The following is a 17435-nucleotide window of genomic DNA, read 5'->3' as shown; positions in this document are numbered from 1 at the left end:
TACTATGAAATATATTATCAATCATTCAAACGACACTGCTTTTAATATCGCCTTGGAAGAATACGCCTTTAAACACCTTTTGGATGAGGATCAAATCTTCCTTCTTTGGATTAACAAACCTTCTATCATTGTAGGTCGTCACCAGAATACTATTGAAGAAATTAACCGTGATTATGTCCGAGAAAATGGTATTGAGGTGGTTCGGCGTATCAGTGGTGGTGGGGCTGTTTACCACGATCTAAACAACCTCAACTACACCATCATTTCAAAAGAAGACGAAAACAAGGCCTTTGACTTCAAGAGCTTCTCAACTCCAGTAATCAATACCTTGGCTCAACTCGGTGTTAAAGCTGAATTTACAGGTCGTAATGACCTTGAGATTGACGGTAAGAAATTCTGTGGAAATGCCCAAGCCTATATCAATGGTCGTATCATGCACCACGGTTGCTTGCTCTTTGACGTTGATTTATCAGTCCTTGCTAACGCCCTCAAGGTTTCAAAAGATAAATTTGAATCAAAAGGCGTGAAATCTGTCCGTGCCCGTGTAACCAATATTATCAATGAATTACCAGAAAAAATCACAGTTGAAGAATTCCGTGATTTGCTATTGGAATACATGAAAAAAGAGTACCCAGAGATGACTGAATACGTTTTTTCTGAGCAAGAATTGGCCGAAATCAACCGCATCAAGGATACTAAGTTTGGAACTTGGGACTGGAACTACGGTAAATCACCTGAATTTAACGTCCGTCGTGGTACAAAATTCACCAGTGGTAAGGTTGAAGTTTTTGCCAACGTCATTGAATCAAAAATCCAAGATATCAAGATTTATGGAGACTTCTTTGGTATCGAAGACGTTGCAGCTGTAGAAGATGTCCTTCGTGGAGTAAAATACGAACGCGAAGATGTTCTTAAGGCTCTAGAAACTATTGATATTACACGCTACTTTGCTGGCATTAGCCGTGAAGAAATAGCTGAAGCAGTAGTGGGATAATAAAAGAATCCATTTAAGATGGATTCTTTTATTACATTTAGACTTGATAATCAAGCTGATTAGAGTATAATAGAGAGGAAAAATGAAAAGGAGTTATTCATTAATGTTAGAAATTCCAGTAGAAAGTCTTAATCTATTTGAACAGTTAGACCGCAATGTTGTTGCTTTTTATAGAAATGAAGAAATTTCCCAAACAGAAAGTTTAAATATAAGTATCACACAAGAACATTATGATAAGAAAAATAAAGAGCTGCAGCCTTTAGGATACCAAGCTGTTCAAATACCTTTAGGAATGGCTTTAGATAATGTAATCCAGCAAGCCTATTTCCAAAATCTTATAATTGGCGGTCTTCTTCCCGATGAAATCAAAGTAAAGAAAGAGGACTTAATGCCTTTGAAAGACATTGTTGATAGTTTTTGTATTATGTACGCTGCAGCAAATAACCGACTGGAAAATGGTAAAGCTTATGAACTGATGAAGGATAAGACAGTGTATTTTATTGGTAAACTGTTGACTGACAGTCTTAAAAAAGGTGACGAAATTTCGTATATGGGAATCGAAAGAGAATCAGCTGATGGAACTTCTTATGAAGCAGTAAAATGCTTTCTAACTAAAGAGAGCGCTGAGCAATATAATGATGCAAAAAGACCAGTAAGCCACGCAAATTTAGCTTATCTGAAAGCCTTTTGGGGTAAACCAGTAATTATAGAGCCACACCGTAACTACTGGATTGAGTTTAAATAAATAAAAAACGAAAGATAAAGGAATTGGTCTTTCGTTTTTAAGTGCGATCTATATTACATAATTTATTTTATGTATTTCACAAACTATCCAAAGCATTTTTTTGTTCATCATTGACGATATGGGTATAGAGGTCAGTGACTTGTGTACTGGCGTGACCTAGCTGATGGCTAACTAAAACTTGCGATTTAGTTGCATCATAGAGCCTAGTTGCTAGGGTATGGCGTAGTTTATGGGGTGTTACACGCACTTTGAAATCCTCTGAGTATTTAGCAACCATTTTTTCAACACTGGAAGCATCGATACGATTGGGAAAACCTCTGTAAAGTGTCAGAAAGAGTGCTGTATCCGTCTTTTCAGTCTTATATCGTTGATTTCGAATGGCGAGATAATTCTCTAGGTAAGGCTTGGCAAAGGCAGCGACATTGACAGAATCACGTTTGCCACCTTTTCGAGTGACATCGATAACCATCATTTTGAGATTGAGATCTCTTAGATCCAGATTAACAGCTTCAGATAGGCGGACACCAGACGCTAGGAGAAGGGCGATAATGGCCAAATCACGTTCCTTATTTTTATTAAAGGAGGATAAGGCACGATTTGAGAGCTGGTTTGGATACTCTTGGTCGATATAAGTCAGAAAACCTTCTGTTTCATCACCTAGAAAGAGCTTTTGCTTGATGTTTTCAGCTCTGGCAGCAAGGGTTTCTTTCTTTTTCTTAGTTGAAACTTTCTTCATTACATTACGATAGAAATAAGGCTCCCCTTGGTCGTTTTCAACTTCCTCAGTTAGATACTTGTAAAGACTGGAAAGAGCTGATAAGGTCCGATTGATAGTTGTCTGTGAAACACCTTGTTTGGTTGTATTAGCATTCAGCAAAGGTCGTTCTCGTAGATAAAGGATAAAGGATTCCATATCTTTCTTTGACATGTTTTCCAAAACCGATAAAGGAATATCAGACATTTTATCAGCATTTGAAATCCCAGACTCTAAAACCCAGCTAAAAAATCGATCATATTCCTTAAGGTATTCGTACAAGGTTGTAAAACTATAGGGGACAGCAAGCTTAGATTGGTAGTATTCCAGAACATACCAGGGCATGATTTGTTTTAGTTTGTCGATTCGTTCCAGTAAAATCTCACGTTTCATGTGTTCTCTCCATATATAAGTCTACTAGTAGTATAGCATAGACTCGTATATTTTTCAAGAAAATTATAGTTTTTCGGAAAGATGATATAGGAGCTCTATTGGTTAACCAAAAAAATTTTTCTCGAAATAATGTACTTTATTCACGTGAAAACTAAATCTTTCGCATACTAAAATTCTGTACATTATCAACTTGAAAACTAAAAATACAATCTTTTAAAATAATGTACTTTATAAAAATCTATGATAAAAAAACAAGTTCAAATTTGAACCTGTTTTTAGATTTTCCTATAAGGAACAAAATGTTCTCTTATTAGCCATAGTTTCTCCTTTTATAATTAACCTTTTACATCTACTACATGAAGTATATTATGAAAAAATATTTTCTTCTTTGGTAACGGATAATACTCGCATAATCATATCATCATCCCAACTAGAAATATCAATGTTCACATTTTTATCTTTACACATTGCTTTAATCAATCTTAATAAGGTCTTATTACTATTGTCAGTAAAAAGATTGTCGTAACACTCAATCACCTTTTTATTATCTGAAAAAATAATAGGGATTTTACCCAATGTTTTATTTAACTCAGTAGTATCCCCTTTATGGTCATCTTTCAACATAAATCTACAACTAAAAAATTCGATAACAAAATCTCTCTTCATTTTCTTAACCAAGGTTTTTCGTTGATAATACTCTGAAATAAAGACACCAATAATTCCTGATGTTATAATTGAAGTGATTACAGTATTAATATCCATTCTTAATATCTTTTCGCTTTATAAATACTATTATATCATTAATTATTACTTTTTATCTTAGGAAGTATTCATATTTGTGTTAAAATAGTGTTATAAATATGAAATAGAGGTTAATATGATGAAGAATCCTTGGATTGGTGTAGCTCCAAGAGACTACAATGGTAGCAAAATAATAGTTGCTGATGACGACTGGGAATATATTAAACAGTTTATCGAAAGAAAATCTTATCTATCAAAAGACCCTAAATACGCTTTAAAACTTGAAGTCTATCCTCAACACTTTGTTGGTGATATACAGCACGCTAGTGTGATTATTCTAAGCTTGAATCCTTGCTATAGTCGAGATTATGAAGATGACTATAAATCAGATCTAGAATACGCAAATAAAATAAAAAACAATCTTGAATTAAACTCAACGAATTTTCACGCTTTAGAATTTTCAACTGATAATAATTTAGGATACTGGGGAGAAAAACTGAAAGATTGGATAATAGATAAAAAAGAAATTCTAACTTCATTAAAGACAATTACTAAAAATATTGCTCTTGCAGAATTCTTTCCTTATCATTCTATCTCTTATGATGATCGTTGTGATAAACTAGCAGGAAAAGATTATCTTCCAACTCAAAAATTCCTTTTTGACATTATTAAAAATCGTATCAAACAAAAAGATGTAAAAATAATCTTGACTCGTTCTTTCAAAAGATGGTACGAAGCAATTCCTGAGTTGAAAAATTACGAAAATTGTTTTGAAGTAAACAATCCTAGTAATCCTTCTCTAAAACCAAAAAATATCTTAAAAGTAACAAGAGTATCAGTTGAATCAAAAATTAACAATTTATTAAATGAACTTAATAAAGAAGTTCAAACTCAAGAACAGTAGCTATCAATAAAATAGCTACTTTATTTTTAAAAATGTACAAATCAATTTCTTAGATTTGATAATATGATGAACTATAAAACATACAAAACACCACTCCAGAATAATGTACAAAACAAAAATAAAATACACTTTTTAAAGAATGTACTTTACGCTTCTAATTCAGTTATATCAATGGTTTAGTTCTTGTTAAGTCAATTGTACATAAATTTTTGGTTTTTTATAAAAAGGAATAAAATAGAAAAAAGACTTAGATCTATGAAATACAGAACCAAGTCTTAGGAGTTATTATTGTGAATCATTATCTAGTGCTTTTTCTAGTTTCCAAATACTAAACCAGAATGAAATAGTCAGCAGAATAAGGAAAATAAAAAAGAGATTATCAGTAACGAAACTTCTGTTCATTCTACATAACTGAAGAGCTATATAAGGAGCTATGAGATACAAAATACATTGTATAATTGCTATTGTTTTCTTTTTCATGATTTTAATCTTACTGTACAGATTTGATACAGTAAACTCCTTTCTAGCTTTATGATTTATCATTTCTAACTTAATTATAGTCTTAATTATAGTCTTATTTTTACCAAAGTTCAATTAGTTATATGTGAAATATCTTATCTGAAAAAATAACCGATCTCTGCTCGAGAATCGGTTTCTAAAGTAATTTATTGAAAATCTAGAATTCAAAATACATAACATAAATTATGTAAATATTGCCTACAACAACAAATCTTTGACTTTTCCAATTTCACTTTTTGGAATCACTAGGTGAATCATATCACCAAGATACATTCTAGTTGAGCCGTTAACGGTTTGGTTTTTGCCATTATGGACTTGGGTGGTGATGAGTACGTTATGTGGCAAGTTTAGTTCGTGAACCTGTTTTCCAGCGATTTTGTCAGATACAGGAATTTCAATGAGGGTGACTTCTCCTTCATCTGTCGCTTCTTCTGGTAGCATTTTTTCGAGCATGGCCTCATAGACTGGAGCACCCTTGAGTAGATCCATGACGATGTAGGCGACCAAGGTCACTAAGCCAAGTGGCATGAGGTTGCGAATATCTCCAACCATCTCGGTTACGAGTATCATAGCGGTTAAGGGAGCCTTGGAAATTGCCCCAAAGTAGCCACTCATTCCCAGAATGACAAATATAGGGAATTGCTCCTGACTGACAAGCCCAAGGTTGACACAAATGACACCAACTAGGGCACCAAGTAAGGAACCTAGCGCCAGAATGGGAAGGAAGATTCCTCCTGGGAGGCCACTTCCATAGCTAATCATGCTCCAAACAAAGCGAATCAAAAAGTAAGCTAATAGAACTTGTAAACTAAAATTTTGCTCAGTTAGGGAAAGAACAAGCTGATTTCCACCACCAAGGATTTGTGGCAAGAAGATCCCGACTGGTATGATAAGGATAAAGGCTAGGATTGGATAATAAGCTTTATCCAAATGGATTTTTTGACCAATCCAGTCATAAATTCGATCAACATTGAGTACAGCCTTCTCATAGAGAAAACCAGAAAGTCCGAGAAAAACTCCCATAAAGAGGTAAATCCAATACTGGTCTAGGGTCATAAGAGGAATGTTGTCTGGCATATCCAGTACGGGTGTTAGGCCAAATATGAGCAGAGAAACAAAGTTTGCTACGAGACTGGCTGCTAGAGTTGAGACCCAGAAAAAGCGGGAAAAATGGTGATAGACTTCTTCTACAACAAAGAGGAGACCTGCAATTGGTGCATTAAAGGCAGCTGCTAAACCTGCAGCAGCTCCACTGGCAATCAGGGAACGTTCCTCTACTGGACTAGATTTGAGCCACTTGGCTATACCTTTACCACCAACTGCTCCAAGTTGAATACTTGGTCCTTCTCGACCTAGCATAAGGCCACTGGCAATAGCAAGAATCCCTAATACATATTTCTTCCAGAGAACACTCCACCAGTTAAGAGTCATCAGTCCCTTTAGTTCGGCTTCGACTTGAGGAATTCCTGAACCCTTGATATCTTTTTCTGACCGAGTTAGTTTCGCACTAAGCCAGCAAACGATTAAATAAAATAGACCAATGATAAAAAGATTGCGCACTTGGTGCGCTTGATCTTGATAAAGTCCTTGTATCAGATGGAAACCCTTTTCGATTAAGAAACGAAAAGATCCGACGATTAGCCCGACGACGAGACCAACAATGATTCCTCGTCCAACTTGGGATAATATGGTGCTTGAGGCAAAGGCAAATTCTTTCTTGGAACTGAGTGTTTCTGACTGTTCCTCCATAATCATTTCCTCTTACTTATCTTTCTTAGTTGAAACCAGTGTTTTGACTGGTTCAAAACTGGTTCGGTGAATTGGGGTGACACCTAATTTTTCCAGTCCTTCTAGGTGTTTAGCTGTCCCATAGCCTGCATTAGTAGCGAAATCATAGCCAGGATATTGGTTGTCATAGTCCTTCATAATATTATCCCGTGTCACCTTGGCCACTATAGATGCGGCTGCGATAGAGAGAGAGTTGGCATCTCCTTTAATAATGGAGGTTTGTGAAATTGGTAACTCCAGTTTCATGGCATCAATCAAGAGGTGCTCAGGTTGCGGACTGAGCTGGGAGATTGCTTCCTTCATGGCTAGTTTGGTAGCTTCATAGATATTGACTTGGTCGATGACCTGATTATCCATGATTCCAATGCCGATTGATAAGGCTTGGTCTTGAACAGCATGATAAATTTCCAGATGTTTCTTTTTAGGAATCTTCTTGCTATCGTTGAGGCCTTTAATCTTACAATTTTTAGGTAAAATAACAGCTGCAGCGACTACAGGGCCAGCCAGAGGACCACGTCCGACCTCATCAACACCTGCAATTAGGGTCACTCCTTGTTTATAAAGTTCTTTTTCATAAGAAAGCATAGCTTCCAGGCGAAGGTCTTCATCCAGTTCAGCCTGAATGGCTTTTTTACGCTTGTTGATTTCCTTTTGAACTCCAGAACGACTATCCTTTTCCAGTTCAAGAAAAAGGGGATTGTCTAAGTCTTTGACAGTAGCAAGAAGTTCTTTAATTTCTTTAATCGTCGTCATCGATGTCGTCCAATGTATCTAAGGTATAGTTACCGAGTTTTCCATCACGGACTTCCTTGACGAAGAGGCTGTAAAAGCGGTCGTAGTCGTCACGGAAACCGAGGGCACGTGTCATATCCATGATGATAACAGGCGCTTCTTCTTCTATCTTCATTTGTTTGAAGCGTTCAGCTAGCTTTTCTGGATAATGTTTTTTGAAATAATTAAGACCAAAAATGGTCACCTCATCCATAGGAAGCAACTGGTCTTTGATAGCTCCAGTCAAGGCTAGTTTTAGAGCGACGGTTTCATCTTCGAACTTAGGCCAAAGAATCCCTGGTGTATCTAGGATTTCAAGGTCTTTATTGGTTTTGAGCCATTGTTGCCCCTTGGTAACACCTGGTTTATTGCCGACAACTGCAATCTTTTTCCCAGCCAAACGGTTCATGAGAGTTGACTTACCAGCATTTGGAATTCCGATAATCATGGTCCGCAAGGTTTCAATTTTGATACCGCGTTCTTTCTGGCGTGCAATCTTATCAGCCATGAGCTTTTTAGCCGCATCTGTCACAACTTTTACAGTCACTTGCTCTTTAGAATTGATAGCCAGTGTTTGAATCCCCTGTGATTCAAAATATTGACGCCATTCTTTAGTCATTGATGGATCAGCCAAATCTGCCTTGTTCAAAATCAAAAGTTTGGGTTTATCACCAACAATTTTGGTTAACATAGGATTTTGACTAGATAAGGGTAGCCGAGCATCCACCAAAATTGTCACAAAATCAACAAATTTTAAATTCTCCTGAACCTGTCGCCGAGCCTTAGACATGTGGCCCGGAAACCATTGAATAGTAGCCATAATATTTTCCCCTTCCGACTAAAAAAACGTAATAAAACGTTTTCTTTCTCACCATCTATTCTATCATAAATTAGGTGCTTTTGCACAGACTTTGACTAAAATAAAATCACGCTATATAACATAACTTAATTTATGTAATTAAACGTTTACTTGACTTTTTTTGCTGACAGGTATATACTTAGTGTATACAAATTCGCGGAGGTAGAGCGATGAATACAGTAAAGACTCGGAAGGTGGGGAATTCTCTCACTGTGACCATTCCTAAAAATTTGGGGATGACGGAAGGTCAAGAAATGGTTGTCTACAAAGGAGTTGATGGGGTTATTGTCTTGGCTCCTAAGCTAAAAGATCCTTTTGATGGGATTGCTGACTTAAGAATGACAAATGATTTTCAAGGGGTAAAAATTATTGATAGCGAAATCTGATTATATTCCTGAAAAGCAGGATATCATTTGGCTGGACTTTGATCCATCAGTCGGTCGAGAAATCCAGAAACGGCGACCTGCCTTGGTAGTTTCTAGGAGAGAATATGCCTTGCAAACTGGTTTTGTGGCTGTCTGTCCCATCACTCATGGCCAACAACGTTTGGCAGAAAAAGGCTTGCTCGTTCCTGTCTCGTCGGATAAGGTAGATGGCGCTGTCAATCCATTTCAACTATATACATTTGATTTTCGGATTCGTAATGCTCAAAAAATAACAAGAATGGACACACAATGTTTTCAGAAAGTCGTCCAACTTTACCAATACATTTTTGAAGATACATAAATCCTACCATGCATAGACAAGGTAGGATTTTTTCTATATGAGCAATCTATCTAAAAATGGGTGAAGGCAATTGAGGAGAATGCCTCTAATCCAGCTTTCTTGTGCTGATGATAGATGTTCTGCCTGAAGGCATTCTTTTAGAAAATCTCGGACTCGTTCTGGCGCAATCTCAAACTCAAAGGCCTTCATCTTGTAGAAAAAGTCGATGAGATGCTTAGATAAGTAATCGTCTGAAAAGGATACTTCTCCACTTTTTCGATATTCTAATAAGAGACGAGAAAATCTAGCTTTTTCATCAGGCAAATCCCGAAAATAAGAATTAAGAAGCCAAGTCTGCTTTTGCTTTCGTTCAATCGGATCTTGATTCGCAATTCGCTGATCCTTTTCCAGCTCCTTTTGGTTTTGTTTAGCCTTGATAGCCCGTTCGTCTCTATTTTTACCAAAGAGGATTTTTTCCCACTTTCGTTCTTCTTGGGTCAAGGTTTCTGTAAAGCCAAAGTAATCTTGATAGGCTCGTTCTGCAGGTCCCATAGCAAGAATGAGATTGTCAGCGTATTGCTTGGCGATTTTATCTCTTTTCTTGCGTTCTTTCTCCGCTTGAATCCGTAAATGCTGCTCGTAGTCGATTTTCTCCTTGCCTAGTTTGACAAGGTAGAGTTGGTCATCGGTCTTACCAAGTAGAAAAGGTTTGATACACTTTTCCAGCACTTCTTCCATACGAGCTTTCTTCTTTGGCTCTGCCTTGGTCCAACTTCCGCCTTGAAAGACCTCTAGGAAGAGCTGATAGTCTCTCTCAGGTGCGAATTGATTGCCACGATTGGCTTTGAAAACACCTTTTTCCCAAAACCATTTTAGAAGTCGTTCGTCAAAATCGCTTTTATTGATATTGATTTTTTCCTTTTTCTGGGCCTTTCTGGTTAGTTTTTCAACTTTTCTGAGTAGTTTTTCTTCCTCTTCTAGTTGCCGATCGAGGCTAATACGATGAAAATGGCGAACACAGTCGCTTCCTATAGGGAAGAGACGTTGGCCTGTAACTCCATTAAAGAGTTCGTAGGCGTATTTTATGGCGTTCCCACAAACACAATTACTACGGCCAATACCATTAAAAATCAAGGAAACTTCATTCCATTCCTTGGTAGCTTGATCCCAAGTATCAGCTTTTGAAGCTTGTAAAACTGCATCATGAAGGGATTTTCTAACTGGAAGTGTCATGAGGTCTCCTTTCTAGGTTATACTTTTACAACTTGAACCTCGTCTTTGCCGAGTAAGATCAAGTATTTTTCAATATTTTCAATCGAATAGGCTCGTGATAAGGCTTCTCCGTATAAGGCTAACTGACCACGATAGCGGTCTATGAGTTGACTTGGTTGATCATAGCGGTCTGTTTTGTAGTCGAAAAGAACGATGCGATCCTCATAAAGTAGATAGCCATCAAGGATACCACGGACAACAAAGTCTTCCTGACTCTTTTGATCTTTTTTGAGCATGGAGAAAGGTTGCTCGCGGTAGAGATGGTCGGTATTAGCGAGAATCTCCTGACCAAGTGGTGTGTCAAAGAAAGCGAGAATTTTAGAAAGATTGATCTTGTCTCTCACAGCTGGACTAGTCTGAACTTGTTTGAGTGTTTCTGTTAGACTAGCAAGTGTTGGTTGCTGACTAAGGTCAATTCTCTGCATGAGTTCATGAGTGGCACTACCAATCTCAGCTCCTGTTACCTTTTCTTTGGTTGAAAAATCTGGCAAATCAAAGCTGATTTGCTTTTTCGGTGATTGAGTTTGGTTAGCAATTTGTACCCCTTCCATATCCATAACGGGTTCATAGAATTTCTTGATTTGACTTGGGGTTTGGACACTTGGTAGTTCAATGGCTTCGCGGTGAAGAGTATTATAAACTTCCACCTCTTTCAGCATTTCAAGGGCTTCTTTGATGATTTCTGACTGGCGGTTGTCTGCTTGAGAGCTGTCTTTTAAAGGGCTCTTGTTTTCCAATTCCCCGATAGCTTCTGTAGTCAACTGGTCTTCACCAACAAAGCGATAGCTAAAGTTGAGATTGTCCTTGGTAAAAACTTTACTGATAGCCCAGATCCAATCTTGGAAATTTCTTGCTTGCAGTCTGGTATTGCAATCTAATTTTCCATTGTTTGCTGCTGGGTATTCCTTTGCTTCCAGCTTTTCACGAGAACCCTTGCCAACAAGATAGAGCTTTTTCTCAGCTCTCGTCATGGCAACATACAGCAGACGCATCTGCTCTGAATAGCTAGCCAATTGTAATTCTTCTTCATTCTGCGTATAGGTCAGGCTAGGAATAGAGAGTTTAATGGTTTTAGGATAGTGTGCTTCCACTGCTCCTGTTTCCAACTTGGCAATGTATTTGACACCAAGCCCATTTTGACGGCTGAGAATGACGTCTGACATCGAGTCTTGCTTGTTGAAGTCCTGATCCATATTGAGGATGAAGACATAAGGGAACTCCAATCCTTTGCTCTTGTGAATGGTCATGAGTTCTACGGCATCTTTAGGCGGCGCGACGGCTACGCTTGCAAGATCATGCTGAGCCTCTAAGACTTGATCAATCATACGAATAAAACGCGCCAAGCCCTTGAAATTACTCTTTTCAAACTGGTCAGCGCGAAGAGCTAGGGCGTAGAGATTGGCCTGTCTGGCTGGACCATTTGGCAAAGCCCCAACATAGTCATAATAAAAACGGTCATTATAAATCTTCCAAATCAAGTCATAGAGAGAGTGGTTTTTGGCATATAAGCGCCAAGAATCCAAGATATCCATGAACTGATTTAGTTTTTCAGCTAGGTCCTTGTGAATTAACTCTTTCTGATCAGTTACCTGTCTTTGAGCATTGACCAGTTTCTCATAGAGATTTTCTTGGACCTTATCTTCTACTTTCTGAAGGGACAAGCGTGCCAACTCGTCCTCATCAAAGCTAAACATAGGAGACTTCATAAGTGCTACCAAGGCATAGTCTTGCAGGGGATTGTGAATGACACGAAGGGTGTCTAGCATGACTTGTACTTCTAGGGATTGGAGATAATTGTTTTGCTCACCGTCGGTTTTGACAGGTATCCCGTACTCAGACAGGGCGAGGAGAATCTGGTCATTTCGACTGCGACTGGAAGTCAAAAGGGCAATTTCCTTAAAGGCTACACCATTCTCTTGATGGAGCTTCAGGATTTCCTTGACCACTAGGCGCATTTCCCCAGTGAGTTTCGTTTCTGCTTGGCTCTCTTCTTCCTCTTGCCCACTATCGTCCTTATCGTAGAGGAGAAATTCTGCCTTGTTGTCTGGATTAGGAGTCAGTTTGGTATTGGCAAAAACAAGTTGGTGCATGCTGTCATAGTTGATTTCGCCGACCTCTTGGTCCATGAGACGTTCAAATACATGGTTGGTTGCTGACAGCACTTCTGAACTACTACGGAAATTTTCTTTAAGAAGAATCAACTTGCCTTCTTGAGGATTTTTCGTATAGCGTTGGAATTTCTCATTGAAAATCTGTGGGTCTGCCTGACGGAAACGGTAGATGGACTGCTTGATATCCCCCACCATAAAGCGATTGTGGCCATTCGACAGCAATTCTAGCATCCGTTCTTGAATGTGGTTAGTATCCTGATACTCATCAACCATGACTTCATGGAATCGTTCCTGATAAGCCTCGCGGACTTGTGGGAAATTCTCTAAAATCTCAATGGTGTAATGACTGATATCAGCGAATTCAAAAGCATTTTCCTGGCGTTTACGTTCACGATAAGCCTCCACAAAATCACCCATGAAGGTTTGGAAAGTTTTAGCTAGCTCCCAGGTGTCTTCATGATAACGCTCTTGGTAGTCGAGAATCGTTATCTGGTCTGCTAGTTGTCCTAGTTTAGAAAACAGCGCCTTTCTCTTATCGTTATAGGCATCAGCCAGTGGCTTCAATTCAGCCTTACGACTGGAATTGGCTAGAGCACGACCATTTTTCTCCTTAGAGATGGCGACAACACGCGCAAGCACTACTTGATAAGCTTGGCTATCGGACTCTTGATTTAAGGAGCCAATTTCATCCAGAACCTGTTGAACAGCTTCTAAATAGGCAGCTTTGGGAAACTCCTTGGCATCGTTATCCAGATGATAACGGAAGAAACTTTCCAAGTCCCAAAGCGCCTGTTTGATTTGCTCAGTTAGTTTGTCTTTTTCATTTGCAAAGTCAGCTTTTTCAAACCCTTTGAGAAAAGACTCGTTCAGCCATTTTTGGGGGCTACTGGTGGATTGAAGAAAATCATAGATTTTGTAGACTTGCTGGCGCAAACCTCGTTCATCCTTGCCACGTCCAGCAAAGTTCTTCACCAAACGACTAAATTTCTCTTTATTCTCACCTTGGTAATGGTCTTCAAAGACTTGATGAAAAACTTCGTTCTTTAAGAGCAATTGTTCACTTTCGTTTTGTAAAATACGGAAATTCGGTGCGATATCAATCAGATAGCCATGCTTGCCAAGGAATTTTTGTGTGAAGGAATCCATGGTTCCGATGGCAGCGTTTGGTAGATCTGCCAATTGGCGTCCCAAGTGTTGTTTGAGATCGACATCATTGGTTTCTTGGATTTGTTGGCTGATTTTTTTCTCCAAGCGTTCTTTTAGTTCTGTAGCAGCCTTGACGGTAAAGGTCGAGATAAAGAGTTGACTGATTTCTACACCACGAGTTAATTGATCCAGAATACGCTCGGCCATGACAAAGGTCTTCCCTGAACCGGCAGACGCTGAAACAAGGATATTTTGCCCTGCCGTATAAATGGCTTGGATTTGCTCGGCAGTTTTCTTTTGTACCTTGTTCGAATGCGCTTCTGTTTCTTGCAATTTTTGAATTTCTTCCTCAGTTAAAAAGGAAATGGGCTTCATCGATTCAACTCCTCTCTCATTTTTTCAAACCAAGCTTGCTTGAGCTTTTCTCCGACCAGACGCTTGCCATCAGCCTGTTCTAACTTCTCAAGGAAACGGGCTTGTCCCAAGTGATAATTGGCTTCAAATCCAGTGATGGCTTGGTGTTGCTGGACGTATGGGGCAATACTTCTGCCGTTCTCTGTGTAGGGATTGATAGCGAACTGGCCTTGTAAAATCTTCTCAGCTGCTTTCTTGTAAAGATGGGAATTATAGTCTAGTAAGAGCTGGAACTCCTCATCTGTCAGCTGATTGGCCTTGTTTTTGTTGTAAAATTCTCCCAAATGACTACTTTCTTTTTCTAAAAAGAGCCCCTGGTATTTCATTGACTTGCTGGCTTCTGCTACTGCTCCAGCCAAACTCTTAACGGTCAACAGAGATTGGACAGGCTCTGCCATTTCTAGGTACATAGCGCCGAAAAAGTTCTGTTCCCCTTCTTTTTTTAGGGCAGCAAGATAGGTTGGCAACTGGGAATTTAAACCATTAAAGAAATGAGGAAACTGGAACTGGGTCAAACTAGACTTGTAGTCCACTACTCCTAGCGCTCCATCAGCTTTCAGGCGGTCAATACGGTCAACCTTGCCTCGTACATGGACACTCCGACCATTATCCAATTGAATAAAGGCCTGGTCCTTGCCACCAAATGTTGCCTCCTCTTGGATGGTTTCAATGGCTGGATTATGGCGGAGAATATGGCCAGTTGTCCGCGCAACATCAAGCAGAACTTCCTTGGTAAACTGGGCTTCCAAACTTTCTTGATAAATAGCTTCAAATTCGCGTTCTTGGCTGGTTTCCTTGATGGCTTGTTCCAAACGCTGGTCAAACGGATTTTCATCAGGCAGTTTCAAGGCACGTTCAAAAATACGGTGCAAGAAATTCCCATGACTGCGAGCATCCGGACGAAGGCGCAATTCTTCCTGCAAACCTAAGACATAACGGAGGAAATAACTATATTCATTGCGGTAAAACTCCGTCAAACCAGAGGTAGATAGGTAAAACTCTTTGTTAGCTGGAAAAAGAGCCTGCAAGGTCTCTTTTTCTAATGGCTTGCTGCTTGGGCTAGTTGGGAGTGCAGGATTGGTAAGACCTTTCTGATCAAGTTTTTTCCCCATCACACGTGCTAGAACCTTGACAAAGGTCACATCTTGCTCATTTTCACTAGAACCTGCCTGCTGATGATAGGCAACAAGGCTAGACAAGAGACTGTGATATGAACCCATATCTTCCTTAGACAGCCCTTTGTGATTCATCCTCTTCTCTTTCCGACTAAATCCAAAATGGATCAGCTCTTGAAGATAGGCAGATTCTTTACTTTCACTTTCGTTAAAAAGACTTGGAGCCGACAAGACCAACTGCTTACGGGCAGCATTGACTAAAGAAAGCATGGTGTAGCGATTTTTCTTGAGGTTTTCACTACTTGCAATCAGTAATTGCGCTCCCTCTTCAGTCGCTTGGTTTAGGCTTTGTCTTTCTTCGTCTGTTAACAGGCTGGTGTTTTGCGCAATTTTTGGTAAATGATCCTGAGTCAGCCCGATGGCATAGACAAAGTCAGCGGTCAGAGGGGCAATCAGATCGTAACTCTGCACCAGAACAGTGTCCACTGTCGCTGGAATGGTGCGATACTGGGACAAACTCATCCCAGAATGGAGCAAGGCTAGGAAATCCTCCAGACTAACTTGTGAACCAGCAAAAACGGTCGCAAATTGTTCTAAAACATGGCAGAAGGCTTTCCAAACTTCGGCTTGTCTTTCCTGTTCTAGAAGTTCCATAGTAGCTGTCAATTCTTGCATCTGCTTGCTTAAAGCAGCATTTTTTAAAAAAGCATTCCACTTTTGCAAGAGATTTTCAGTCCTTTGCTTCCGACTGGCAAATAAGGTTTCAAGTGGCGCCAAAACGCGCAGACGAATTGCGTTCAAACGTTCCAAATCAAATTTTCCGTGGTGGGATTTGGTGAAGGTCTGCTGGAAAGCTGGCAAGCCATTGATGCCAAGATAGCGGAGATATTGCTCAAAGGCATCAATATCCGCTTGGCTAAGGTCAGTATACAAACCAGTTCTAAGAAGATTAATCATATCCTCCTGACGAAAACGGTAGCGTTTCAAACGCAAAATAGATTCGACATACTGGGTTAAGGGATGGTGGGCCATGGATTCACTTCTACCAAGATAGAAAGGAATCTGGTACTGGTCAAAAATGGTTTTCAGTGATAACTCGTAAGAAGCCACATCACCCAAGAGAATACGGAAATGCTTGTAACTCAGTTCTGGATTGTCATGTAATTGTTGACGGATGCTGCGGGCTACCAATTCCAACTCCTCTTTTTGCGTCAAGCAAGACCAGATTTGCAAATTTTCACGGTCCTTCTCATCGACATCTAAAGTGAGTTCTGAAAAATCATAAGAAGACTCCAGCAAACGAGAGGCCTTGTCAAAACTATCCATCTTTTCATGAGATTGAGAAAGGTCTTGCGCAGGTGTTTGGTATTTTGCCCCCAAATGATGAAGAAATTCCACACTGGCTTGGTAGAGATTCCCTTCAGTGAACGGACTGGTATAGGCCTTCTTGCTTGCATAAGCACCAATGACAATCTCGACACCTTTTCGATGGAGTAGATCTACTACACGCTCTTCCTCGGCAGAAAAACGGGTAAAGCTATCAATAACCAAGGCAATCTGACTGAAATCACTACTTACCTTGCCATTTTCAATAGCCTCAATCAAATGGGACAACTGACTCCCCTGAGCCAACTGGTTTTGATTAAGATAGGCAGTAACTTTCTCAAAAATCAAGAGTAAATCTGCTCGTTTATCCTCATCAGTCAAACTTTCCAAGTCTAAAAAGTTCATCTGAGCAGTCGTCATCTCATGATAAAGTTCAACCAACTGCTGGATAAATTGAGGATCCTGCTTAATAGCACCATAAACACGTAAGTCCTTGGGATCGAGTCCCGCAAGGCATTTATAAAAAGCCATCCCAAGCCCGATGTCATCTAGACTCGTCTTAGTTGGCAAATCATTCAAGACCAGGTAACGAGCCATCTGAGCAAAACGCGTGACGGTAATCGCAAAAGAAGCCTGCTGGGACAAGCATTCCAGCACGGCGCGTTCCTTTTCAAATGAAAGAGAGTTGGGTGCGATGTAGAAAACACGCTTGCCTGCAGCAACTAGCTCTTCTGCCTCTCTGGTTAGAATTTCAGTCAAAGAAGTCCGAATATCAGTATAAAGTAATTTCATCTCAGCCTCGTTTGCTTTATCAAAGTTTCTTACTCTATTATAGCAAAGTTCGCTTCACAGTCCAAATCCAAAATTCTAGTTGACAA

13 protein-coding genes are annotated in these 17435 nt (G+C 39.4%); 5 read left to right on the top strand and 8 right to left on the bottom strand.

Going from position 1 to position 17435, the window contains the following annotated elements; genetic code table 11:
* Positions 1-4 precede the first annotated feature (4 nt).
* On the top strand, positions 5-994 hold the full coding sequence (locus GOM48_RS05220; RefSeq protein WP_070657676.1) for a lipoate--protein ligase: 990 nt from the start codon (positions 5-7) through the stop codon (positions 992-994).
* 103 nt (positions 995-1097) lie between these two features.
* The gene (locus tag GOM48_RS05215) at positions 1098-1739 is read left to right on the top strand and encodes a hypothetical protein (protein WP_235096339.1); all 642 of its coding nucleotides are present in this window, start codon (positions 1098-1100) and stop codon (positions 1737-1739) included.
* A gap of 76 nt (positions 1740-1815) precedes the next feature.
* On the opposite strand, the gene xerS is transcribed toward GOM48_RS05215, so the two are convergent.
* Together xerS and GOM48_RS05205 are read right to left on the bottom strand one after the other, a co-directional pair.
* On the bottom strand, positions 1816-2886 hold the full coding sequence (gene xerS, locus GOM48_RS05210; RefSeq protein WP_235096338.1) for a tyrosine recombinase XerS: 1071 nt from the start codon (positions 2884-2886) through the stop codon (positions 1816-1818).
* Positions 2887-3252: 366 nt separating this feature from the next.
* Positions 3253-3648 carry a DUF6680 family protein gene (locus GOM48_RS05205; protein WP_235096337.1) on the bottom strand — a complete coding sequence of 132 codons (396 nt, stop codon included), beginning with the start codon at positions 3646-3648 and terminating at the stop codon, positions 3253-3255.
* 115 nt (positions 3649-3763) lie between these two features.
* Here GOM48_RS05205 and GOM48_RS05200 point away from each other — a divergent pair, with 115 nt between their 5' ends.
* The gene (locus tag GOM48_RS05200) at positions 3764-4531 is read left to right on the top strand and encodes a hypothetical protein (RefSeq protein WP_235096336.1); all 768 of its coding nucleotides are present in this window, start codon (positions 3764-3766) and stop codon (positions 4529-4531) included.
* Positions 4532-5248: 717 nt separating this feature from the next.
* Here GOM48_RS05200 and GOM48_RS05195 read toward each other — a convergent pair.
* Genes GOM48_RS05195 through ylqF form a run of 3 tightly spaced genes read right to left on the bottom strand, consistent with a single transcriptional unit; the run spans position 5249 to position 8429 of the window.
* Positions 5249-6799: a ClC family H(+)/Cl(-) exchange transporter gene (locus GOM48_RS05195; protein WP_235096335.1), complete on the bottom strand. Its 1551-nt coding sequence runs from the start codon at positions 6797-6799 to the stop codon at positions 5249-5251.
* A gap of 12 nt (positions 6800-6811) precedes the next feature.
* Positions 6812-7591: a ribonuclease HII gene (locus tag GOM48_RS05190; RefSeq protein ID WP_235096334.1), complete on the bottom strand. Its 780-nt coding sequence runs from the start codon at positions 7589-7591 to the stop codon at positions 6812-6814.
* On the bottom strand, positions 7578-8429 hold the full coding sequence (ylqF, locus tag GOM48_RS05185) for a ribosome biogenesis GTPase YlqF (RefSeq protein WP_125399489.1): 852 nt from the start codon (positions 8427-8429) through the stop codon (positions 7578-7580). The genes GOM48_RS05190 and ylqF overlap by 14 nt, the downstream gene beginning before the upstream one ends.
* Before the next feature lie 209 nt (positions 8430-8638).
* On the opposite strand from ylqF, the gene mazE reads away from it, so the two are divergent.
* Together mazE and GOM48_RS05175 are read left to right on the top strand one after the other, a co-directional pair.
* Positions 8639-8854 carry a type II toxin-antitoxin system PemI/MazE family antitoxin gene (gene mazE / locus GOM48_RS05180; RefSeq protein ID WP_235096333.1) on the top strand — a complete coding sequence of 72 codons (216 nt, stop codon included), beginning with the start codon at positions 8639-8641 and terminating at the stop codon, positions 8852-8854.
* Complete coding sequence (locus tag GOM48_RS05175) at positions 8838-9194, top strand: type II toxin-antitoxin system PemK/MazF family toxin (RefSeq protein ID WP_235096332.1); 357 nt, start codon at positions 8838-8840, stop codon at positions 9192-9194. The genes mazE and GOM48_RS05175 overlap by 17 nt, the downstream gene beginning before the upstream one ends.
* 33 nt (positions 9195-9227) lie before the next feature.
* On the opposite strand, the gene GOM48_RS05170 is transcribed toward GOM48_RS05175, so the two are convergent.
* From GOM48_RS05170 to rexB, 3 genes are read right to left on the bottom strand one after another with little or no spacing between them, the layout of a single operon-like run.
* Positions 9228-10406, bottom strand: coding sequence for a hypothetical protein (locus GOM48_RS05170; protein WP_235096331.1), 1179 nt, complete (start codon positions 10404-10406; stop codon positions 9228-9230).
* Positions 10407-10423: 17 nt separating this feature from the next.
* Positions 10424-14077, bottom strand: coding sequence for a helicase-exonuclease AddAB subunit AddA (addA, locus tag GOM48_RS05165; RefSeq protein WP_235096330.1), 3654 nt, complete (start codon positions 14075-14077; stop codon positions 10424-10426).
* Positions 14074-17349 (bottom strand): ATP-dependent nuclease subunit B, encoded by a 3276-nt coding sequence (rexB, locus tag GOM48_RS05160; protein WP_235096329.1) that lies wholly within the window; start codon positions 17347-17349, stop codon positions 14074-14076. The genes addA and rexB overlap by 4 nt, the downstream gene beginning before the upstream one ends.
* Positions 17350-17435: the final 86 nt, after the last annotated feature.

The organism is Streptococcus oralis (assembly GCF_021497885.1).
In the GTDB taxonomy this organism is placed as follows: domain Bacteria; phylum Bacillota; class Bacilli; order Lactobacillales; family Streptococcaceae; genus Streptococcus; species Streptococcus oralis_BQ.
This window is presented reverse-complemented; position numbering and strand designations above follow the sequence as displayed.